This is a genomic window from Litorimonas cladophorae, from assembly GCF_014652455.1.
GTDB classification, from domain to species: domain Bacteria; phylum Pseudomonadota; class Alphaproteobacteria; order Caulobacterales; family Maricaulaceae; genus Litorimonas; species Litorimonas cladophorae.
This window is the reverse complement of the sequence record NZ_BMYV01000001.1, coordinates 530299-551892: the sequence shown is the minus strand read 5'-3', so window position 1 is coordinate 551892 and position 21594 is coordinate 530299. Positions and strand designations below refer to the sequence as shown.

23 protein-coding genes and 2 tRNA genes are annotated in these 21594 nt (G+C 51.6%); 8 read left to right on the top strand and 17 right to left on the bottom strand.

Annotated elements, in window-relative coordinates; genetic code table 11:
* Nucleotides 1-3: 3 nt before the first annotated feature.
* Nucleotides 4-282, bottom strand: a complete 279-nt coding sequence (locus IE073_RS02705; RefSeq protein WP_189580967.1) for an FAD assembly factor SdhE — start codon at nucleotides 280-282, stop codon at nucleotides 4-6.
* A 71-nt stretch (nucleotides 283-353) separates the two neighbouring features.
* Between IE073_RS02705 and recG the strand changes: the two genes are divergently transcribed.
* Nucleotides 354-2471, top strand: a complete 2118-nt coding sequence (recG, locus tag IE073_RS02700; RefSeq protein ID WP_233349751.1) for an ATP-dependent DNA helicase RecG — start codon at nucleotides 354-356, stop codon at nucleotides 2469-2471.
* Nucleotides 2472-2473: 2 nt separating this feature from the next.
* Here the strand turns inward: recG and IE073_RS02695 are convergent, their stop codons facing one another.
* A complete protein-coding gene (locus tag IE073_RS02695) occupies nucleotides 2474-3223 on the bottom strand; it encodes a DUF502 domain-containing protein (protein WP_189580965.1) in 750 nt (249 codons plus the stop codon).
* A 97-nt stretch (nucleotides 3224-3320) separates the two neighbouring features.
* Here IE073_RS02695 and IE073_RS02690 point away from each other — a divergent pair, with 97 nt between their 5' ends.
* Complete coding sequence (locus tag IE073_RS02690) at nucleotides 3321-4523, top strand: DUF3089 domain-containing protein (RefSeq protein WP_189580963.1); 1203 nt, start codon at nucleotides 3321-3323, stop codon at nucleotides 4521-4523.
* A gap of 7 nt (nucleotides 4524-4530) precedes the next feature.
* Here the strand turns inward: IE073_RS02690 and feoB are convergent, their stop codons facing one another.
* Complete coding sequence (gene feoB, locus IE073_RS02685) at nucleotides 4531-6375, bottom strand: ferrous iron transporter B (RefSeq protein ID WP_189580961.1); 1845 nt, start codon at nucleotides 6373-6375, stop codon at nucleotides 4531-4533.
* A complete protein-coding gene (locus IE073_RS02680) occupies nucleotides 6372-6626 on the bottom strand; it encodes a FeoA family protein (RefSeq protein WP_189580959.1) in 255 nt (84 codons plus the stop codon). The genes feoB and IE073_RS02680 overlap by 4 nt, the downstream gene beginning before the upstream one ends.
* A gap of 127 nt (nucleotides 6627-6753) precedes the next feature.
* Here IE073_RS02680 and IE073_RS02675 point away from each other — a divergent pair.
* A tRNA-Phe gene (locus tag IE073_RS02675) sits at nucleotides 6754-6829 on the top strand.
* Nucleotides 6830-7517: 688 nt separating this feature from the next.
* Here the strand turns inward: IE073_RS02675 and IE073_RS02670 are convergent.
* Together IE073_RS02670 and IE073_RS02665 are read right to left on the bottom strand one after the other, a co-directional pair.
* Nucleotides 7518-9407 (bottom strand): DUF3604 domain-containing protein, encoded by a 1890-nt coding sequence (locus IE073_RS02670; protein ID WP_189580957.1) that lies wholly within the window; start codon nucleotides 9405-9407, stop codon nucleotides 7518-7520.
* 10 nt (nucleotides 9408-9417) lie between these two features.
* Nucleotides 9418-9633: an enoyl-CoA hydratase-related protein gene (locus IE073_RS02665; protein ID WP_267905567.1), complete on the bottom strand. Its 216-nt coding sequence runs from the start codon at nucleotides 9631-9633 to the stop codon at nucleotides 9418-9420.
* A gap of 88 nt (nucleotides 9634-9721) precedes the next feature.
* Between IE073_RS02665 and IE073_RS02660 the strand changes: the two genes are divergently transcribed.
* Both IE073_RS02660 and IE073_RS02655 read left to right on the top strand, forming a co-directional pair.
* On the top strand, nucleotides 9722-10138 hold the full coding sequence (locus IE073_RS02660) for a DM13 domain-containing protein (protein ID WP_189580951.1): 417 nt from the start codon (nucleotides 9722-9724) through the stop codon (nucleotides 10136-10138).
* Between the two features lie 23 nt (nucleotides 10139-10161).
* Nucleotides 10162-10965, top strand: coding sequence for a glycerophosphodiester phosphodiesterase family protein (locus tag IE073_RS02655; RefSeq protein WP_189580948.1), 804 nt, complete (start codon nucleotides 10162-10164; stop codon nucleotides 10963-10965).
* Here IE073_RS02655 and IE073_RS02650 read toward each other — a convergent pair.
* The 9 genes from IE073_RS02650 to IE073_RS02610 all read right to left on the bottom strand — a co-directional run bounded on the left by IE073_RS02650 (nucleotide 10956) and on the right by IE073_RS02610 (nucleotide 15820).
* Nucleotides 10956-11153 (bottom strand): DNA gyrase inhibitor YacG, encoded by a 198-nt coding sequence (locus IE073_RS02650; protein WP_189580945.1) that lies wholly within the window; start codon nucleotides 11151-11153, stop codon nucleotides 10956-10958. The genes IE073_RS02655 and IE073_RS02650 overlap by 10 nt on opposite strands.
* A complete protein-coding gene (locus tag IE073_RS02645; protein WP_189580942.1) occupies nucleotides 11150-12163 on the bottom strand; it encodes a ribonuclease E/G in 1014 nt (337 codons plus the stop codon). The genes IE073_RS02650 and IE073_RS02645 overlap by 4 nt, the downstream gene beginning before the upstream one ends.
* Complete coding sequence (locus IE073_RS02640) at nucleotides 12160-12726, bottom strand: Maf family protein (protein ID WP_189580939.1); 567 nt, start codon at nucleotides 12724-12726, stop codon at nucleotides 12160-12162. The genes IE073_RS02645 and IE073_RS02640 overlap by 4 nt, the downstream gene beginning before the upstream one ends.
* A gap of 11 nt (nucleotides 12727-12737) precedes the next feature.
* Complete coding sequence (gene infA / locus IE073_RS02635; RefSeq protein WP_189499413.1) at nucleotides 12738-12956, bottom strand: translation initiation factor IF-1; 219 nt, start codon at nucleotides 12954-12956, stop codon at nucleotides 12738-12740.
* Between the two features lie 66 nt (nucleotides 12957-13022).
* Complete coding sequence (locus tag IE073_RS02630) at nucleotides 13023-13439, bottom strand: arsenate-mycothiol transferase ArsC (protein ID WP_189580936.1); 417 nt, start codon at nucleotides 13437-13439, stop codon at nucleotides 13023-13025.
* A complete protein-coding gene (locus IE073_RS02625; protein WP_189583712.1) occupies nucleotides 13436-13924 on the bottom strand; it encodes a UPF0262 family protein in 489 nt (162 codons plus the stop codon). The genes IE073_RS02630 and IE073_RS02625 overlap by 4 nt, the downstream gene beginning before the upstream one ends.
* Nucleotides 13914-14330: a DUF2948 family protein gene (locus IE073_RS02620; RefSeq protein WP_189580933.1), complete on the bottom strand. Its 417-nt coding sequence runs from the start codon at nucleotides 14328-14330 to the stop codon at nucleotides 13914-13916. The genes IE073_RS02625 and IE073_RS02620 overlap by 11 nt, the downstream gene beginning before the upstream one ends.
* Nucleotides 14323-15588 carry a UDP-N-acetylglucosamine 1-carboxyvinyltransferase gene (murA, locus tag IE073_RS02615; RefSeq protein WP_189580930.1) on the bottom strand — a complete coding sequence of 422 codons (1266 nt, stop codon included), beginning with the start codon at nucleotides 15586-15588 and terminating at the stop codon, nucleotides 14323-14325. The genes IE073_RS02620 and murA overlap by 8 nt, the downstream gene beginning before the upstream one ends.
* A 94-nt stretch (nucleotides 15589-15682) precedes the next feature.
* Entirely contained in the window at nucleotides 15683-15820 is a 138-nt protein-coding gene (locus IE073_RS02610) for a hypothetical protein (RefSeq protein ID WP_189580927.1), read from the bottom strand.
* 273 nt (nucleotides 15821-16093) lie between these two features.
* On the opposite strand from IE073_RS02610, the gene IE073_RS02605 reads away from it, so the two are divergent.
* Nucleotides 16094-16168: transfer RNA gene (locus IE073_RS02605), tRNA-Thr, on the top strand.
* A 140-nt stretch (nucleotides 16169-16308) separates the two neighbouring features.
* On the opposite strand, the gene IE073_RS02600 is transcribed toward IE073_RS02605, so the two are convergent.
* Nucleotides 16309-17136 carry a class I SAM-dependent methyltransferase gene (locus tag IE073_RS02600; protein ID WP_189580924.1) on the bottom strand — a complete coding sequence of 276 codons (828 nt, stop codon included), beginning with the start codon at nucleotides 17134-17136 and terminating at the stop codon, nucleotides 16309-16311.
* 163 nt (nucleotides 17137-17299) lie between these two features.
* On the opposite strand from IE073_RS02600, the gene IE073_RS02595 reads away from it, so the two are divergent.
* Nucleotides 17300-19342 (top strand): PAS domain-containing hybrid sensor histidine kinase/response regulator family protein, encoded by a 2043-nt coding sequence (locus IE073_RS02595; protein ID WP_189580921.1) that lies wholly within the window; start codon nucleotides 17300-17302, stop codon nucleotides 19340-19342.
* A gap of 42 nt (nucleotides 19343-19384) precedes the next feature.
* Nucleotides 19385-21112: an amidohydrolase gene (locus tag IE073_RS02590; protein WP_189580918.1), complete on the top strand. Its 1728-nt coding sequence runs from the start codon at nucleotides 19385-19387 to the stop codon at nucleotides 21110-21112.
* Here IE073_RS02590 and IE073_RS02585 read toward each other — a convergent pair.
* Nucleotides 21109-21594, bottom strand: coding sequence for a YajQ family cyclic di-GMP-binding protein (locus tag IE073_RS02585; RefSeq protein ID WP_189580915.1), 486 nt, complete (start codon nucleotides 21592-21594; stop codon nucleotides 21109-21111). The two genes, IE073_RS02590 and IE073_RS02585, sit on opposite strands and share 4 nt — an antisense overlap.

Below are 21594 nucleotides of genomic sequence, written 5' to 3'. Positions count from 1 at the left end.
TATCTAGTCAAAAGGCTTGAAAGCCCGCAGGCGTTCCAAAAGCGGTGTGTCATAATTTGCAGGTACGGGCAGTGTTTGCGTAATCCACGCATAGATATCGTGATCTTTTGCACTCAGTAAATCTTCAAACATCAGAACTTCATCATCCGTCATTAAGTCAATATTCGCTTTTGCGAAACCGCCTAAAATCATATCGGCCTCCTTGAAGCCTCTATAGTTAGAACGGTAAACGAGACGCTTTCTGCGCGTCTCCATTTCGGTGGGGTCATGGATGTCGGTCATGAAGGCGCCATAACGGTTTCAATTGGCCATGTCACTTGTACAGACGCAATCAAAGCGGCAAATAGGTCGATATGTCTCGTCACAATAAACCCATCATGGCTCGCCCTGCGGACCTCAATATTTACTTCTCAGACGTCACGACGCTTAAAGGGGTTGGCGAAAAAGTTGGGGAGGCTCTGACGCGTGCGATGGGACCCCGTTTGCGCGATCTTGTTCTAACACCACCGAGCAATCTGATTGATCGTACGCATCGCCCCACCATCGCGGGCGCTAGAGACGGTGAAATTGCAACCTTTGAAGTTACGGTCGGATCTCACATCGCCCCCACATCGAAAAACCGCCCCTACCGCGTGCGCGTCTATGACGATACGGGGGACATGACCCTGACATGGTTCAAAGCTTACCCGAAAACTATGCAAAAAATGATGCCAGAAGGGTCACGGCGGATCTTTTCTGGAAAGTGCGAAGTCTTTAACGCAGAACTTCAAATGACCCATCCAGACTACGTGATTGATCCACAAAAAGCCGACGAATTACCGGAACTCGAAACGCTTTACCCACTGACCGCAGGGCTGGGTCAAAAAATGGCCCGCAAGGCGGTCGCAGGTGCCCTGACCAAAGTCTTGGAGGGACCAGACCTTGGCAACTGGCTCGACCCAACATTTCAAAAACAACAGGATTGGCCGAAATACCGTGACGCGCTCACCCTGCTCCATCACCCAGAACATCCAGTCGACATAAAAGAAGATAGCCCTATTCGCCGTCGCCTAGCCTATGACGAGCTCTTCGCGAAACAGCTAGCAATGGCTCTCGTGCGTGAACGCAACAAAGGCCAAGGCGGACGCGCGCTCTCGGCAAAGGGAGATTATGTCGAAGATGTCCTGAAAGCCGCGCCTTTCCCGCCCACTGGCGCCCAAGCCAGATCATTCGCCGAAATTAAAGCCGACATGGCGTCCCCTGATCGCATGTCTAGATTGCTGCAAGGCGACGTTGGCGCAGGCAAAACTTTCGTTGCAGCGTTGGCCTGTGCTTATGCAGCCGAAGCAGGCGTCCAAGTTGCGCTGATGGCCCCAACTGAAATTTTGGCCCGCCAGCATGTCGAGACATTACGCACGTTCTTGGAACCCGCAGGATTGACGGTCGAGGGTGTGACGGGACGAGATAAAGGCAAGCCGAGAGCCGCACTGGCGACAGGTATGGCGGAAGGCTACATTGACGTCATCGTCGGAACCCATGCGCTCTTTCAAGACAAGACCGCGTTTAAGAATTTAGGATTGGTGATCATTGATGAGCAACATCGGTTTGGCGTTCGCGATAGGCTGCGATTAACGGAAAAAGGTGCGGCAACAGATTTACTGGTCATGACGGCCACTCCAATTCCACGGACCTTGGCGCTTACTAGCTACGGCGATCTGGATGTCTCCATCTTGGACGAAAAACCTGCGGGCCGCGTACCCATCGAAACCGCTATCCTTCCACTCGCAAGACTGGACAATGTCATCGATGCGGTCGGGCGGTCCGTAAAACAGGGGAACCAAGTCTATTGGGTCTGCCCCTTGGTCGAGGATAGCGAGTTGATCAATTTGTCGTCCGTAGAAGATCGACATCGGCAGCTCACCGCCATGTTCGGCGATCGCGTCGGACTTCTCCATGGTCGTCTGTCCGCCGCCGAAAAAGAGAATATCAGCCTCCGATTTAAAGCGGGTGATTTCGATATTCTCGTCGCCACCACCGTCATTGAAGTCGGCGTCGACGCACCAAATGCGACCATCATCGTGATCGAACATGCAGAGCGGTTTGGTCTTGCCCAGCTTCACCAACTCCGTGGACGGGTCGGACGATCAGATAAAAAATCATCCTGCCTGTTGCTCTATCAAGCGCCCCTCTCGGTTAATGGCAAAGCCCGTTTGGAAATTATGCGTCAATCCGAGGACGGCTTTCTCATCGCTGAAAAAGATTGGGAATTGCGCGGGTCTGGCGACTTGCTAGGCGCGGCTCAATCCGGCGTGCCTAGATTCACGCTCGCAAATTTAGATAAACACAAAGACCTACTTGAAACTGCCACCCAAGATGCCCGCCACTTGGTGCAGATGGATCCCGGCCTCACAACACCACGAGGACTGGCTGCTAGGAATTTGCTATATTTGTTCGAGCAGGATTATGGCATTGCGATGATGCGGGCGGGATAGCGCTAAAGCGATGGTTTAGGAGACTCCGCAGACGGTATCGTATTGATCTCTAAGCCGCCGCCTGCGTCGAGAATTTCGTTCTGCTCACCCGAAACCATGCCACCAGAAATGATCATTTTCGCGCCCTCTTCTGGTGTCATATCCAAGATACGAATATTGTCTTTGTGTAAAAACAGAAGAAATCCAGACGTCGGGTTCGGCGTGGTTGGAACAAATACACAAACCATTCCGTCTCCCAAGGCCTCTTTCGGCTTTCCGCCCAAATCTGCAGTCACAAAGCCAATCGCCCAAACGTCTTTCTTCGGATACTCAATCAGGCATACATCGCGAAAGGCTCTGTCTTTTTGCGCCGCAACTGTCTGAACGATTTGCTTCAAGGCGTTGTACACTGGGCTCACGACAGGGACGCGGTCCAAAAGGCCTTCACCTGATTTGATAAGAGATTTGCCGATGAAGTTCGAGGCAATGATCCCCAGCACAAATAACACCACAACCGAAATGATGAGGCCAAGTCCTGGGATTGCAAAACCTAGATATGTTTCTGGGTTGAGACTGTCAGGTACAATCCGAAAGACATTCTGATCAACTTTCTGAACGATCCAACTGACCACCAAAAGCGTTGCCACAATAGGGATCGCGACGATCACACCCGTGAAGAACCTATTCCTAGCCCATTTCAGAAGGCTAAATTTTGGCCGCGCATGGCGATGACGCTTTCTCTCTTCTCGTTTTTCTTGAGCCGTGGGCTTCATGCCAATTCCTTAAAACTTGGTTCGGTGCGTCATGGGCGCTACCGCTTTGACTTGCAATCCGTTACACCAGATTATGACCGAAAAAGGGATAGCCCAAATGTTTAAACCAAATTTGGCAAAATATCGCACAGCCATTGGAATAACTGGGACATTGCTCATTGTCTCGCTCATTATTACCTATGTGTACCGCGACGATATTTTTCAAACCATTCAAGACCCTGGGCAACCCTTCCAGACCTACACGCCGCCGCAAGCCCCAGATTATACGAGTCTGGACAGCTGGCTGGCGCGGCCAGATTTGGGCGTTGATCCCTTCACATTGACCTCAAAAGGTGACGTCTTCGTCGTCGTCCCAAGTGTCTATCGCGGTGGGTCGCATTGGAACTTACCTTCAGACGACCTTAAACGAAAAGGTAAGCTTCAGCGCATTGTCAGACCGAATTATGTCTCCCCTTATGGCGAAGCGGGCCGCCTCTTCGCGCCATATTACCGCCAAGCGTCGCTTTACGCCTTCATGACAAATCGTGAGGATGCACAACAAGCCCAAGACTTTGCGTATCAGGACGTAAAGCGTGCCTTCCAACAATTCCTGACCCAGTCACCGCCCGAACGCCCCATCGTTTTGGTCGGTCACAACCAAGGTGCGAGCCATGTGCAGCGCCTCTTGGCTGATTTCTTTCAGGGCGATTTGAAAGAACGTCTCGCCGTGGCCTATGTTATTGATCACCCCCTACCGCTGGACGCTTTCAGTGGGTCCTTGAGCCGATTGAGCCCCTGCGAGACGGGCGAACAAACGCAGTGTGTCGTGGCCTTCGGCAGCTTTACGCCGAAGGACAGTGTAATCGCAGAACGATTTTCCGAAAAATCCCTCGTTCACAATGGACGGACCTATGAGGCCATTACCAATCGTCCGACACTTTGCATCAATCCGCTATTGTGGACGCAATCCGAAGATTATGCGCCCGAACGATTGCATCTAGGTGGCGTCGCCGCCGAAGGTCTCGATCCAGATATGACGCCTGCGCCTCTTCGCAATCAAACAGGCGCTCAGTGCCAAGACGGTCTGCTCTATGTTGACACGCCGAGGAGCAAGTCATTGCGACGTCCGCTGAAAATTGGTGGGAAGTTCCGGACGCTCCCATCAAATCTCTTTTATGAAGACTTGAAACAAGATGCGAAGCGCCGTGTCGACAACCTGCTCGCCGCTCAAATTCTGCCCGAACGAGCGGGTGCGTTACTGGATGATTTTGACGTTCAAGAAATTAAAGATTCCCCTGTAACGATACCAGATGTGGACTAAGCCTCGCTTAGCTTAAGCCCATGGCCAACGCCGTGTGATAGGTAATCCCTGCGGCGAAATAGGCTAGGACGAAGAGATAACCGAAAGCGAAAAGTGGCCATTTCCAACTATTGGTCTCTTTGCGAATAATTGCGAAAGTCGACAGACATTGTGGCGCGAAAACGAACCACGCTAAAAACGCCAGAGCCGTCGGTAAGGTCCAATTCGCGGCAATCAGTTCCGTCAACTTTACGTCGGTATCGACCTCACCAATCGAGTAAATGGTTGCCAAGGAACTGACGGCTACCTCTCGCGCAGCCATTGCGGGAATGAGTGAAATCGCGATCTCCAAATTGAAACCGATGGGGCGTAAAATGGGCTCAATCAGCCCGCCGACTTTGCCCGCCCAAGTTTGTGCCGTGGTCGTCGCATGCGTAGGAAAGCTCATCAAACCCCAAATCAGTACAGAGGCCGGTAAGATAATCCGTCCGGCCCGATTAACAAAGATCATGCCGCGATCCCATAGACCGATAAGATAGTCCTTAAAGACGGGCGCTTTATAACTCGGCAGTTCAATGAGGAGTCCCGAAGACGCGCCCTTCGTCAGTGTCCGTTTGAAAATGGCGGCCATCAACAAGGCGAAGAAAACCCCCACTAGGATCAAACCGAAGGCGACCAAGCCTTGTTGAGAGAATGGGCCCACCTTCTCCGCGGGCACGAATGCGCCAATAATCAGAAAATAAACGGGCCATCGCGCGGCGCATGTCATTAAAGGCGCAATCAGGATCGTCGTCAATCGGTCGCGTTCCTGCTCAATTGTACGCGCTGACATTATGCCAGGAATCGCGCAGGCAAAGCTGGAGAGTAACGGAATAAACGCCCGCCCATTTAGCCCGACCTTCGCCATTAAGGTGTCCACGAGGAAGGCAGCACGCGCCATATAACCCGAGGCTTCAAGGAGCAAAATAAAGGCGAAAAGTATGATGATCTGCGGCAAGAAAACCAAAACCGCACCGACGCCCGCAATGACTCCATCAACAACCAAAGAGGTTATCAAACCCTCGGGCAAAATGGCCGCAGCACCGCGTTGGAGTAGGCTTATCCCCGTCTCAATCAGATCCATCGCGGGTCCAGACCAGGTGTAAACGGCCTGAAACATCACGAATAAAATGATGAATAAGAGGATTATGCCGAAAAACGGATGAAGAACCCAATTGTCGATTCGCTGAGAAAATGTCTCCGCCTTTTGCACACGACTGACGGCATTGCTTGTTATCGAGCGCGCACGCGCTTGCAGGTCCTTTAGGTCGATCTGCTCAGGGTCTGGCTTGGCAGCCGACCCATGTGTGACATCGCCGCCCCAATCTTCCAAAAAATCTAAGAGCAAAGATCGTCCCGAGCCTCTCACGGCAACGCAAGATATCACGGGAATTCCGATTTCTCGCTCCAACGCCGTCAAATCAATCGTGATGCCGTCCCGTGCAGCCATATCCATCATGTTCAACACCAAGATGATAGGGAGGCCGTGGTTCTTGGCCTGTAGAACATTGTGCAAGTGGGTGTTGATGTGACTGGCATCCATCATGAACAAAATCGCATCTGGTGCGCGTTCACCGTCTAGATCACCCCGCACCGCGTCCAGGGCCACGCGTTCATCCATGCTGTGTCCACAATCACCATAGACGCCCGGCAGGTCGAGAAGTTCAATTTCTTGACCGCTGGGTAGAGCGAATTCGCCCTTGCGATATTCAACTGTCACGCCCGGATAATTGGCGACCTTTGCCTTACCGCCCGTCAGCGCGTTAAATAGCGATGACTTCCCGCAATTTGGAGCCCCTAAGAGCGCCAGACGCAACATGGACTGGGCGCTCATGGAGTGACTTCTGTAGGTATGGATTTGAGGAGGATGGCATGAGCATCTTTACGCCGTAACGCGATCAACGCCCCATTCACACGTACAGACATCGGATTCTTTCCGAAAAGGCCGAAATGCAAAGGTGTGACGCTATCCCCTTCTGCAAAACCGATTTCTCTTAAACGCACGGATAGTCTCGGGTCGGTTTCATCGAAATCGACGATCGTTCCCGTCTCGTTTTTTGCGAGGTCAGTTAGGCGTTTTATCATGCCTTGGCCTTACTGCGAATAATTCTCAAAATCAAAGATAATTCACTGATAAAAACAGATGCAGATTAAGGCAGAAACTGTGTGGACACAGCCAAAAGGCAAGACTATACACCGCGACGATTAGGAAGCCCGAATAGCTCAGTTGGTAGAGCAACGGATTGAAAATCCGTGTGTCCCTGGTTCAAATCCAGGTTCGGGCACCATCCTCTCAAAATCAGAAAATCATGAAATATTGGCCGCCGCCATAGCGCTGCAAGCGATTGCGGCTGATCCCTGCTATGCCTCGGGTCTGCTTTGCCATGGGCTTCTGCGAAAACGAGACTATTTGCCATGAGAAGAATCTCATGCGGTTGGGATGTCATCACATCGACGCACTCTCGCCCGAGCTTCAAATCACAGAATCACCACGATAGCGTTTCCGCTTTCCTCAGAACGGTTTCAGTTCCTGTATCTGTTATCTGGAAAAATGCCCCGAAAGTCGGGATGTTCGCGAGTGTATTCTAGGGTCCAGCGGAACTGGATAAGCTAATTTGGTTTTCGACCCCGAAGGGACACTCGCGACGACGCCTTTTTCCAAGATCGGCCGAGCTACGCAGTCGAGGCGTAAACAGCTCACAATCCGCCACCCAAGTTCACTGACATTACCCAGTTTCATCCAATGACAAGCGCCGCTTCTTTCCAGTTAAGTCAATGTGCACCTGACTGCCCGTTGAAAGAAGACAGCTTTAAAATGACACGGAAATCGTAAGCGGGGAGACGATTGTTGAATTTAGTTGTAAGTCTATGAAATCGTTGAATTCAGTTTTTCCATAAAGCAGGAAAGACTTTCAAAATGTCCGACCCCGTCAAGTTTCAAGCCAAAAACATCCCGCAAAGACACACAAATCCTGATCACTGGACCCAAATTGGAGAACTCCAAGCGCGGTCTTGCAGAACGCTATCCATTGACGGGTTCGGTGGTGTTCCATTCCGGACGGCGTCCCATGTGCTCCAGCGGCATTTCGGATTTTCGAGTACGCGCACGTAGTAACTAGCGGCTTGTTCGGCTTTCCAATCAGGGTCTTGCCACAATGTCTTCAACTCACTCGCGCCCGCGCCAGAGGTTTTACACGTCGATAAATCAACCCTGGCGCCATTGTCGCGACATCTCCGCGTTGTCGACTCTGGTTCCGAACCATCGGCACAGACGGCGTCATAGACCTGCTCGCCTTCAGCCGTGACTTTAATGACCTGAGCACGTTGCAAAGGTGCGCCGTCCCCGTCTTGCATCGCCCAGACGAGAAAATCTGGGGCGCTATCGCTCAGTGGCAATACGCCTCCCATTGGGACGCCTGTATCATAGGCCTTTTGGACCATATTCGGATCATCCAAAATCCCAGCGTCAAAGCGATCAGAGGCAAAAAATCTGACGCGGATACGGGGACCTGATGTCGCAAAGACTTCCTTTGCTTGCATGGATTCGAACAAGTATTCGCGCGTGTTAGCCTCGGCCCAGACACCGGCTAATCCAGCCGCTGCATATTGGGCGGATGCCGTGACGAGATCCTCGTCTGTATTATTCTGGTCCCACGTTTTTGCCCCATTTGGGGGAATAGATTTTCGAGTCTCAATCTCCAGATCAGATGAAAATTTTCCAAAGAAACTTTCTTCATTAAGGGAGGATGCGCTCACATGCGCGTCTGTGGAGCCGATCACGCCGAACTGATAAGGGTTTGCATCAATTTCTCCGGCTATTTTCAAACCGACGCCTAAGGTTGGGCGCACAAAACTTCCTGGTACGACCTCTGATTTCACAGGTGTCCCAACGAGGACGTCATAGAGTTCGTGCCCCGCCCATTCATCATTGGGGGAGAGCAAAGGATGCGTTTCAGATGTGCCTTTGACCTGACTGATCTCAACGATCGGTTCGTTCAACATGCGATTGGTGGCATAGGCTTTTGTGATATCGCTTCCATCTCTCTGACGAATATCAAACATCTGACCGTTAGACCCGTTGGAGTTGTGGGGTATGGCTATCACTTCGACTCCGCTTTCGCGTTGCTGGTTCATCCAATCCCATAGGTCTTCAGGATTTGGAGAGTCTAACGTTGTGAAAAGGCGTGAGGGCGCTTGGTCCTTAAAAATCACATTCCGATGTAAGTTGATGGCGCCTGTATTCTCGACGTTTTCTCCCACAATCGACATAGCGGTGAATTCATATGCGGCGAAAGTTGTGAACGTACCCGGCTGATTATGCTTTTCGGCGGCCGCGACGTTTTCCGCCCAGGCACTGTCGATGAAATCTCGATCGTAGATATCTTCGATCTCTTCACCTGTGACAATCGTGGTGCCAATTTCGATAAACGCTTCACGGCGCGCCTCTCTGCTGCCCGCCATCAATCCGAATATAGATTGCGCTGTTTTCGTTTTGGAAATTGGGTTGTCTTTGTCCCTCATGGCCGCAACGACGCCCATATATTCGCCGTGATCAGAAACGCCGTAAAAATCGAGCGGCACACCCGACAGTTGGATGTCCTTCCCTGCCCCATTATCAATGGCTTGCCCTTGGGCAAAGCGATAGGCGTCATCCGCCGTGGTTCGGGTTCCAACAATGAACGCATCAAACGAATTCTTGGTGTGAATATGCAAGTCGCCAAAATAAGCCGTCTTCGTCGGCGTTCGTTCGACTTTGACTTCGTCAATCTTCACGATCTCAGTCGCTTGCTCGACAGGTGCTTTATCGCCGCAAGCCGCCAGCGCGACGACAGCCAGTGCGGCGCTACATAAAAATACATGCTTCATTTATTTTCCCCTATTGCCCTTTCCAAACAGGCTTTCTTTTTTCAACGAAAGCGCGGATGCCTTCAACAACATCGTCGCTCTCTCTCCAGACCTTGAATTCAGGATAGTCTTCCTGAGCCGAGAGTGCCGTTTCTAGGCTATCTTCCGCCATGCCCCGCAAAACTGTCATTTTTGAAGCCTGCACCGAAATGGGTGAGCCTTGCAAGATTTTCGCGCAATATTGAATGTACTAGGACCTACTAGACGCAACTATCCAGCTGCGCCCTCACGCCTGTGTGACTTGCGCGAGGCTTTTAACGGTTTAGGCTGGAAGCATGTTGAAACATCTCGCCATCACTGCCTGCATATTCGCTGCCCCTGCCATTAGCGTCGCGCAGATCGCCTCCCAAATGGGAGCCCCAGTCTCGGCTGAGAAACCTTTCGTGAAGAAGCGCTACACTATCCATGGGTCGGCCAAGGTGGAGCAAATTGACGGCGAAACGCGTTTGGTTTTTTCAGAGGACTTCAAAACCAAAAGCGGTCCTGATCTTAAACTCTATCTTAGCAAAATGCCGCTCTCTACACTTTCGGCGCAGGATATCGATCAGAACGCCCTTCGACTGTCTGTCCTGAAATCACATCGGGGCACCCAGAGCTATGTGATCCCCGCCGATATCGATATTTCCGAATATGAAAGCGTTGTGATTCAATGCGAAGCTTACACCGTCCTTTGGGGTGGGTTTGACCTCTAGGCAAATTGGACTAAGCCGACCTTATGGTCGCACTCTCTCAACTTATTTCCCATCGCTTCCGCGGTTTCGCCGAACACGAAAACACGCTGCAAGGCTTACTCCGTACTCTAGACTTTGGGGTCGTACAGGTCGAATTTGATATTCGGGTCTCTCGATGCGGCACACCGTTGATCTACCACGATGAAGCGACGACAGATGCGTTGGGCAAAACGCACCTCATTTGCGATGTTATGGCCAGAGACCGCGACCGTCTGGGCGGAAAGTTCGGCTATATGCCATCGGCGGACGCCCTATTCGCTGCGGCAGCCCACCATCCAAACAAGGCCAAACTTTTAGTCGATATGAAAGATGCTGGCTTTGAGGATATGTTAATCGCCCTCGCCCGCACACATGATATTCTCGACCGGATTGTCTGGGTGAGTTGGCTGCCCGAAACGCTATACGCCATCCGCGACGAGTTGCCCGACGCAGAGCTGACCCTGTCCCATTGGTGCCAAAACCCCAACGCTGCGATCCGCTCGGTCCATATTGTGAATGACGCGATAAATGGCGAGATACAGCGGCCTAAGCGGCGATATGTACACGGCGAGCGTTCGGGCTGGTTTGTTGACGGCGCGTTGTCTGGCGAAATTCGCGCGCTTGTCGATAACGTTTGCGTCCCCGCAGACATGGTCTCGCGTGAGCTGGTCGACGATTATCAGCGCGACAATATCGGTGTCTCTGCATTTTCATACATCACCCGAGAGGGTTTAGAGGTTGCAGGTAAGCGTTTAGGATTAAACGATTATTTCATCGACGCAAAAGCCGTCTTTGATAGTTACAAATAATCATTCGCCGGCGTGTAAGGATCAGATTCATCTGGATCCTCATGCGAGCTTGGCGCGGGTTCATGCGTCGGGATAGCATAACCACCTGTCAGCCACTGCCCTAAGTCCAGATCAGCGCAGCGTTTCGAGCAAAACGGTTTGAAGGCCTCAATAACGGCTTTTCGTTTGCAATAGGTGCAGGGCGTCATCTGTCCGCTTTCACGTCAATCGCACTACCTTCCACAACGGTAAATCGCGCGCCGATACGGTCGGTAACCTCTGCGCGCCAATCAAAGGGAGCTGTTTCCAACCAAGCCATTACAGGCGCTGGGACGCTCAGTTCAAGTTGCGCACCGGGCGAAACCGCGGCCTCTCGAGTCAAACGTCGGATCGCTCGCATCGCCAAAGTCTCAACAGTTGGCTCGCCAAATCGATCATTGAGCAGCTCATCCAGTGATAGATCGGGCTTTGCGCGCGTCATTTCAATCACGCCAAAGCGGGATAAGCCGTTAAACTTCGCCATATTTGGATCCTGCTCAAAAGCGTCCTCCAGCGTTCGCTCTAAAGTTTTCCGTTGCTTAGGCTGTCGCAAATTTGGAAAATCAATGATCACAAGACCACCAAGCGCGCGTAGACGCAGTTGTGATGCCACTAACTTTGCGGCCTCATTGGCGGCGGCTGCGGCCGAAATTGAAGCGCCCTTGTCCACATCAATGGCCAGCAGAGCTTGCGTCTGTTCAATCGTGATTGATCCGCCCCCAGGTAAAGCCAGAGTTGTATCGCAAGCATCATCAATGGCGTTCACCGCCGCGACGTCAAATGTGATATCTGGAAAACGAGCTTTCAGACGCTCTTGCAGCGATAGGCGTTTCAGTAATCCAAGAGGTTTATCCGTTTCACCAATATATCGAACCGTCGCGCCTTTTTTTCCGATTTGAGACCGCAACACAGACACTTCGACAGCTTCACCTTCGCTCAGTCGTGGCATGTCGCGTTGCGCCGCGAAGGGCAACAAAGCCGGCGCGGCGTCTTTTGCAATCTCGACCCAAGCCCCTGAGACGGACGGGTCAACTGCGGTCACACGTGCGCTATAAAGATCCCCTGTCCGCGGAATATTTTGCCATGGACGGTCCAAGTGGAGCTCGACCATGCGGCGACCTTCATAGACAATGGCGCGATGTTCGCCGACGGCGTCTTCAAATACTGCTCTACGTTTCATGAACATGCCGCCAATAAGAGATTTCGGGTTTCATAGACAGGCAAGCCCATCACACCCGTGTATGAGCCAGAGAGATGATAGATAAAGGCACCAGCTCGGCCCTGAATGCCGTAACCGCCCGCTTTTCCGTCCCACTCCCCACTCTCAAGATAATCCGCAATCTCAGCTTCGCTCAAACGCTTCATTTTTAACCGCGTTTCGGAGACACGAGACCGCAAAACGCCATCTTCGTCGACAACGGCGACGCCAGTGAACACGCGGTGGCTGCGTCCAGAGAGTAAACGCAAACAGGCTTCGGCGGTTTTCACGTCTTCGGATTTCGGCAAAATGCGGCGACCGACTGCAACAACTGTATCAGAGGCCAAGACGACCTCTCCCAGATGGGCGTGAGCCACCTTTTGTGCTTTCTCGCAGGCCAACCTCAAGGCATGACCACGTGGAAGCTCGCCCTCAATGGGGTCTTCATTTATGTCTGCAGGAATAATGCGGTCCGGCGTCAGGCCAATCTGGCCTAAAAGGTCACGCCGGCGCGGGCTGGCACTCGCCAGGATGAAAGGCTTCATCCCAGACGGCGCTATTTGAATCGGTACGTGATCCGACCTTTGGTCAAATCATAGGGTGTCATCTCGACAGTGACGCGATCACCCGCCAAAACCCGAATACGGTTTTTGCGCATGCGGCCAGCGGTGTGGGCGATAATCTCGTGATCGTTCACAAGTTTTACACGGAATGTCGCGTTCGGCAGAAGTTCTACAACTTCACCTTCGAATTCCAATAGTTCTTCTTTGGCCAAACTAGTTCCTTTTTTCGGCGTTGATATGGGCGCTATATAGGGGGATTTTAACGGTTTTAAAGGCTTTTATGCCGTTTTCCGAAAGGCACGCCCCAAGCGGGCATCAATATTTGATCTGATGGCGCGATAATTGTCTAACATGGCACGCACATCGAGTGAGCCCTCCCCTGGATCAGGGACCGCCCACAGCTCTATTTCCATATCAGTATCTTCAAAAGCCGCTTCAGCAGAGGCTTGCGCAGAGGCTGTGAAGGCAATGATCCGATCAAAGGTTTCATCCTGAAGATCCGCCAAAGCCAAAGGTTCGTGGTCGCCCATATCAATGCCAACTTCGCGCATGACGCTTAACATGAAATCATTCGGTTCAATGGGCGTCAAACCACAGCTTTGCACATCCACCGCATCTCCCAAACGTTTCCGTAGCAAGCCTTCTGCCATTGGCGAGCGCACAGAGTTCAGCTGACAGATGAAGAGTACTCTCATTGGACAGTCCGTCGATGAAGGGCGCAGATAAGGGTGAAAAGGCGACGCGAAGTATTAAACTCGACCTCGGCTTGATTACGCAAAGCATCCGTTAACATGCGCGATCCTTCATTGTGGAGGCCGCGTCGACCCATATCAATGGCCTCGATCTGGGCCGAAGTCGCTGTGCGGATTGCGTTATGGTAGCTTTCGCAGATCATGAAATAGTCTTTAATGACCCGTCTGAATGGCACCAGCGAGATATTATAGGTTCCGCGAGGCGACCCATTCGTGCGCGACACGTCCATCACCAGCCGGCGACCGTCCTGCAGGCTCAGATTCATAATATAAGGCCCACGTTCGCTATCCAATGGACGGAACATATTCTCCTCTAGCAGATCAAAGATGGCCACACGTCTCTCGTGTTGCATCTCAATCGACGTAACAGGCAAGCTGTCTTCATCGACGTGCAATTCGGCAATATAGTGGTCGCCGCTATCCGTCATGCGCTGGAAAATTTTTCGTTTTGCGCGGTTCACCAATGTCTGCGAGCGTCACGTCAATGGCTTCGACCTCAATTTGGATGACGCCGCCACCCGCTAGCGTCAAATTTATTTGACCCGCTGGCGAATCCGTTTCTTCGAATTTCAGGTTAAGAACCACAGCGTAAGCCTCTGCTTTATCTTGGGCGACGCCCTGACTGCGAACTTTCAAAACCCCGTCAAATCGCAAACCCGATTCGATCCGCATCGGAGCCGACGATTCGTGCATATAGCGGGACAAGCGGAGCGTGAAACTGCGCCCCTCCGCATCAAAGCGCGTTTGACCTATTTGAAAAATACCGTCCTGAACGGCGGCAGCAATGACCTCTAGGTCTGGCGTATCTGCGGCAAGTAAATGTAGATTAGTCATCTTTTTGCCTCGAAATCCTCGCGCCACATTGTTGTAACTTCACTTCGATTTTTTCGAAGCCGCGGTCAAGGTGATATACGCGGCTGATGTGGGTTTCGCCCCGTGCGGCCAAGCCGGCATTGATGAGACAGGCCGATGCCCGCAAATCCGTCGCCATAACGGGGGCGGCGCGATATTCTTTTACGCCGCGCACAATGGCTTCCCGACCTCTGACTGTGATGTCTGCGCCCATGCGAATGAGCTCAGGACAATGCATGAAACGGTTTTCAAAGATATTTTCGCGAATGATTGATGTCCCATCGGCCAAACACATGAAGGCCATAAATTGCGCCTGCAAATCTGTCGGAAATCCAGGGTAAGCCATCGTGTCGACATCAACGGGTTTCGGTCGCCCACCCCCGCGTTCGATCAGAACGCTGGTTTCATCCAAGGACACTTTTGCGCCTGCCTGCGCAATAAGCGGCCAGAGCGACCCTAAATGGTCAGAGCGGATATTCGTTAATCGGACAGAACCGCCCGCAGTTGCGGCAGCCAAAGCATATGTCCCAGCTTCGATTCGATCAGGTACGACTGCATATTTGACGCCTGAAAGGCGCTCCACGCCCTGAATACGGACTTCGGATCGGCCTGCGCCCATAATCTTCGCGCCCATGGCGTTCAAGCAGTTCGCCAAATCGGCAATTTCAGGTTCGCGCGCGGCGTTGTTCAGAACGGTTTCACCCTCAGCCAGAACCGCAGCTAGCATCGCATGTTCCGTCGCGCCCACACTGACGAAAGGAAATGTAATGTTACCGCCTTTGAGCCCGTCTTTGGCCGATGCGATGACATAACCTTCGTCAAGCTTGATATCGGCGCCCAAGGCTTCAAGGGCTTTTAAATGCAAATCAACAGGACGCGCGCCAATCGCGCAGCCTCCGGGCAAAGAGACTTTAGCTTTGCGTTCTCGGGCAAGAAGTGGGCCTAGTACATTGAAACTCGCTCGCATTTTACGAACCAGATCATAGGGCGCGGTTAAATCGGTTAGCTTCGGCGCGTGAAGCTGCATCACATCGCCCTCACCTTCGTCTACTTCGACGCCTAGATGACGGAGTAGCCCCGCCATGGAGCGCGTATCTCGCAAGCGTGGCATGTTGGTGAGGGTCACAGGTTCATCAGTTAGCAAGCAAACCGCCATGAGTTTGATGGCAGAGTTTTTAGCTCCGCTAATGCTGATTTCACCGTTGAGCGGGAAGCCGCCCTCTATGACAATCTTATCCATGATACTCTATCCGTCGCCTTGCTGATGCCGCGTGTTATGCGGGGCCGGAGGCGATTTCAAGGCGTAGCCTCGGCAGGAATGAGGCAGCAGGTCGCTACTCTTGCGGGGTGGGATCAGAACTCGCTGTCTTTGTCTTGCGCGCAGCTTGTTTCCGACGGCGCAAATTGGCGCGTAATTGCTCCGCAAGACGTTCTTCACGTGTTTTCTTTGACGTACGACCTTTTTCCGACATGTATGAAGATTAACGCCTAAGTGGTCCATATCAAGCCACAAGAACCTAAGGAGAAATGCGGACTGGCTATATGATCGCCTCCGGGCAACTCTTTGCCAAAATCGGCACTCACAATTTCCGCGCCAGATTATTTTGGTGTTAAGCTAGGGTGCAGCCGAAACCCGCATATCCGCCACAATTCGGACTTGCACCCCACCCGCAATTTCATGTAGACGCCGCGCAAATCAGCCAACACGTGTCGTTCGTTGATCAGTTTGGAGTGCAACTCCTAACGCCGCGGTAGCTCAGTGGTAGAGCGCATCATTGGTAATGATGAGGTCGGGAGTTCAATTCTCCCTCGCGGCACCAGTCTTCACACCGCGATTGGGTCAAAATTCAAAACCAATCGAGCGTTTGGCGACTGTATCCTTCAAAGAGGCTCCCTCGCCCCCAATAAACCACGCCAACAAGTATTTTGAATATGTACCCAGCAAAATACCTTCGTCGGTTTATCCAGCACAAGCTTTCACGATCCAGACGGAGGCTTGCAATTCGACTTGCCCATCCGCGTTAACGGCAGCTTCAAGCTTGGACGTCAGCGCCGCTTGGACCGCTGGAAAGTCTAGGTTTTGATCTTTTATGATTTTTGACAACGGCCCCATTTCCATCACGAACGCTGCGGCATCGGCTGCCGTTTCACCTGGCAAGGGAATGACATGTGTCCAATCTTGGCATTCCACAGATGTCCATCCAGCCTTGGTCAAAACATCTTTAACATAGCTTTCATCTGAAAAAGCGAATGGTCCCGGTGCGTTGGCTTCCGGTGGTGTTGGCATTTCTTTGAAAAACGGCATCGCGGCTTCCAACGGGGCCTTCGCCCAGTCATTTTTCCCGGGTGATTGCCAGCACGCAAATACCATGCGGCCTTTCGGTTTACATTGCGCCTTTATGTTGGCGAAAGCCTGTACAGGATCAGCAAAAAACATCACTCCAAAACGAGACAGGACCACATCCCGTTTCTTGTCTAGAGCAAGCGATGCTGCGTCTACTCGGGCAAAATCCACCGAATCCATCATCTTCGATCTTTGCCACCCCAGGTCAATTAGGGGTTGGGAGATATCAACGCCCAAAACAGATTTTCCAAAATTTGCCGCCAGAATTGACAGGGCGCCACCGCCGCATCCGATGTCTAGAACATCTTCTTGATCAGAAATGTCAGCCTCATCTAAAATCAACCTCGCAAAAGGCATAAGCATTTGGTCGAGCTGATTCGAGAACGTGACCCAACGTTGGCCAGCTTCACCATTCCAAAACTCAGACTGCTTTTGATTGCTCACGAAAAACTCCATATGTGTCTCTAAGCACTTACTCTAAAATCTACCATTGAGGCTATCCTAAGCGTGTAATTTATGTCTTTGGCTACCCACGACAATAGATTTAACGAGATTTTCGCATTTCCCTGCTACGCTTTAGATTGAAACATCCGTTGAGGTTTTAAGCGTGACACTAACAGCCCAAGCATCCGTTGAAGAACCGTACATACCGCTTTCGACTTTGCGAACCCTACAATTCGAATGGCTCTCGCGCCTGGGTCGCCTCAGCGGAACGGCAACGCTCATCGTCGATTCCGATTTCACAATTGTTTTTTATGATAAAAGCATTCTTGAAACATTAGAATTGGATCCAGACCAAGACATGACCGGAGCCTGCATGCTGACTTTGGCAGGTGAATTGGCAGCCCGAGGGGATTTTGGCCCTGGTGACCCCGCCGTTTTCATGGAGCTGGTCAGATCGGAAGTTACGAAGCCCGTCTCTCCGCATGAGAGCGAACCCCGGTCTTTAAACTTTTTAACGCCTTCGGGTCGACGCGTTCAATTCCGACAAGACCTGGAGATGGACGGCTACTACATGCTCAGTTGCCGAGATGTCACCAAGGCATATATCGAGAAACATGCGTTACGCGTGGCACTCGACAGCAGCAATTCTGGATATTTGATTTTTGATCTAGAAACGAAAAGCTTTCAAGCGCACGGCGAAATGGCCAGACAGGTTCGTCAGGATGGTATTGCGAGCCGTTTCATGAATAACGCTATCGAAGATTTGGTTCACCCCGATGATTTCCGAAAGCTAAAACAAAAATGGTATTCCGCTCACAAATCAAGGCAGTCGTGGTCTGGCACTTTCCGGATGATGAATAGCAAAGCTGAGAAAGTATGGGTTAAAACACAGGCCACCCCTCAGGTGTCAGAGTCCGGCAAAATAACCGGATATATTTTGTTTTATACTGAGGTCACATCTCAGCTTCGCATTCAAGACGATTTACGCAAAGCTATCGAGCGTTCGGAACGCGCGCTAAGCGCAAAGAATGCGTTCTTGGGCCGCCTGTCTCACGAGATCAGAACGCCAATGAACGCCGTTGTTGGTATCGCGGATGCATTGGTCCATCATAATGCGGACCCCACTCTCAACCCGAAACTTGAACTTATTCAGTCTTCTGCGGAAAAGATCATTCGAATTGTTGACGAGAGCTTGGAACATACGAAGTTAGCCGAGTCTAAGGTTCAGATTTCACCGCGTTCGGCTTCCCCGCGAGATTCGATAGAAGCCGTCTGTTCATTATGGGAGCAAAAAGCCGTCGAGAACGGTATAGACTTAAGCTGTCGCGTGGATGAAAGCGTGCCAGACACGATCGTATTCGACAATCATCGGTATGAGCAGTGCCTCAACAATCTGGTGTCTAACGCTATTAAATTCTCCCCTGCTGGGAAAGTACAAGTGTTCTTAACAACGCTTGAAAAGGCCGGGCACAACAATCTTGTTGCTGTCGTAAAAGATAGCGGGATCGGCATGAATGCGGCACAACTGAAAAACTTGTTTGAAGCCTATACCCAAGCTGACTCGACAATTTCTGGGCGTTTCGGCGGCACGGGGTTGGGCATGAACATCACGAAACAATTGATCGAACTGATGGGCGGAAAGATTTCTGTGAAATCCTCCCTCGGTTCCGGAACAGTGATCGCTCTCACCCTCCCCATTAAAGCGGACAGAAGAGAAGAGGACCGTCGTAAAGAGACCAGCGGAACTTTAGTCGATAAAATGTTGGAGGGAGCGACTCCCGCGAAATCCGATTATGAACACTTAAACATACTTGTCGTGGACGATAATGCGACCAACCACATGGTTGTCACGTCCTTACTAGAAACCATGGTTTCCAATATTAATGTAGCAGAGAATGGGATCGAAGCGATCCAAGCCTTGGATATTGCGGACGCTAATGGCGCGCAATACGACGTTATTTTGATGGACATTCACATGCCTCTGATGGACGGGATTGAAGCCACATTGGCTATTCGGAGTTCGCAGAAGTCCTACACGAACATCCCAATTATCGCATTGACAGCGGACCCTCAATATCAGCAGCGCAGGCTCTGTAAAAACATTGGGATGGATGACGCGCTGGCGAAGCCGGTCAAACTCATAGACGTTCTGGGGGCTTTGGACCGAGTTTTCGCAAATCAGACCACCTCGACGCTTGCAGCCTAAGACGGAAATCGCCCATATAAGCCTTACAGAAAGAAGGTTTTTATGGATTCGTATAAAATTGCGCTGATGTCTCTCGTCTCCGCGGCAGCGTTAATGAGCTGTCAGGGTGGAGAATCAAACGCCGATCAGAGCTCGTCTAACAATTTCGCCCGCGCTTGGTGCATATCCGGCGGAAATATCTACACGGCAAATGATGAAAACCCTACGGTCGAGGCGGTCGCTATCCGCAAGGGGATCATAACATATGCCGGCCCAGATAGTGGGGACTGGTGCGCCGATGCCGCGGGTACAAACTCCAAAACCATTGATCTAGAATCTGCGACGGCAATGCCGGGTCTCACCGATGCCCACGGGCACCTTCTAGGCATTGGTTTGCGTGAGATGACCTTAAACTTGGAAGGCACCACATCCGTTACCGATCTACAATCGCGACTTAAACAAGTCGTCAGTGAAACTCCCACCGGACAAACGATTTATGGACGCGGCTGGATAGAAACGCATTGGCCAGAAGCCCGTTTTCCTACGCGTGAGGATCTCGACGCGATTACGACAGAGCACCCCGTTATTTTGGAACGAGCAGACGGCCACGCAAGCGTGGTCAACACCCTCGCCTTAGAATTAGCTGGTATCACGGATGCGACAGAGAATCCGTTTGGCGGAGCTATCAATCGTGAAGCGGACGGAGTTGCTACGGGGATGTTAATCGACAACGCCGCGTCTCTGATTGCGCCCCTCATGCCAGAACTTACGGCCGAGCGAAAACGCGAGGCATATATTAAAGGGGCTGAACTCTATGCGTCACGGGGATGGGCGAACATTCACTCAATGTCGGTCGATCCGGCCGACATTCCGCTGCTAAACAGTTTAGCTAGAAGCGGAAAGCTGAAAATTAGGGTTTATAATTCGATCGACCTATTTCCAGCTAAAACAAGCCAGACCTTGGCGAGTCTCAACAAAATGAGAGACGATCACAATCCCCTTGTCACTACGCGCGCAATCAAATTATACGCTGATGGCGCGCTGGGATCCCGCGGGGCCGCTTTGCTCTCTCCTTACTCGGATGACGAGAAGAACTCAGGTCTGATGCTGCTAAAGCAGGAACAAGCGGAGGCTATTTTTGACGCCGCACTTCGTGATGGCACGCAGGTCAACACGCATGCAATTGGGGACCGTGCAAATCGCATGGTTTTAGATTGGTACGAGGCCGCTTTCGAACGTGTTCCAGCGTCCCAACGAAAAGAGAAAAACCCACGTTGGCGAATCGAGCATTCGCAAATTATTGAACCTAGCGACATTTCACGCTTTGCTGAGTTAGGCGTTATTCCCTCCATGCAGCCGAGCCACGCGATTGGGGATCTTCACTTTGCTCCAGATCGCTTGGGTTCAAACCGTCTTGAGGGCGCCTATGCCTGGCGGGCGCTCATAGACAGCGGTGCGAAGATCGCTGGAGGTTCAGACGCCCCCGTTGAAGTTGGAGACCCTCGGATAGAGCTCTATGCAGCAACACAAAGAAAAGACCTCAAAGGGTTTAACAATGAGGACTGGAACGAGGCTCAGAAAGTCACGACCGACGAAGCCTTAAAAATGTTTTCGCTCTGGCCTGCGTATGCAGCGTTTCAAGAAAATGAAACGGGGTCTATCGAAGTAGGCAAAAAAGCCGACATCACTATCTTTGATACTGACATCATGACGGCAACGGGACCAGAAATTCTGGCCGCAAAGCCGGTTCTAACCATGGTAGATGGTCGCCTCGCTTATGACGGACGCTAATCTCGAAAATTCTTGAACTGGACGGGCTGATCTAGGCCCATGTTCTTCACAAATTGCATAGCAGCCTGCAGATCATCGCGCTTCTTTCCTGAAACGCGAAGTTCTTCCCCTTGAATGGCAACTTGTACCTTGAGTTTTTCGGCTTTAATCGCTTTCACAACCTTCTTGGCTGTCTCTTTATCTATGCCCTCTTTGACGGTGATCCGCTGACGCACAGACATGCCCGATGCTTTTTCTTCTTTGCCGTAGTCCAATTGTCCCGGTTCAATTCCGCGTTTGGACAAATTACCACGAAGAATTTCGTGCACTTGTTTGAGCTTTAGTTCATCATCCGCCAAAACGGTCAAACCCTCGTCTTTAACTTCAACGCTCGAATTAGAGCCCTTGAAATCATAACGCGTTGAAATCTCGCGCGTGACGTTTTGAACAGCATTCTCGACTTCGGCCATGTTGACCTCGGAAACGATATCAAATGAAGGCAT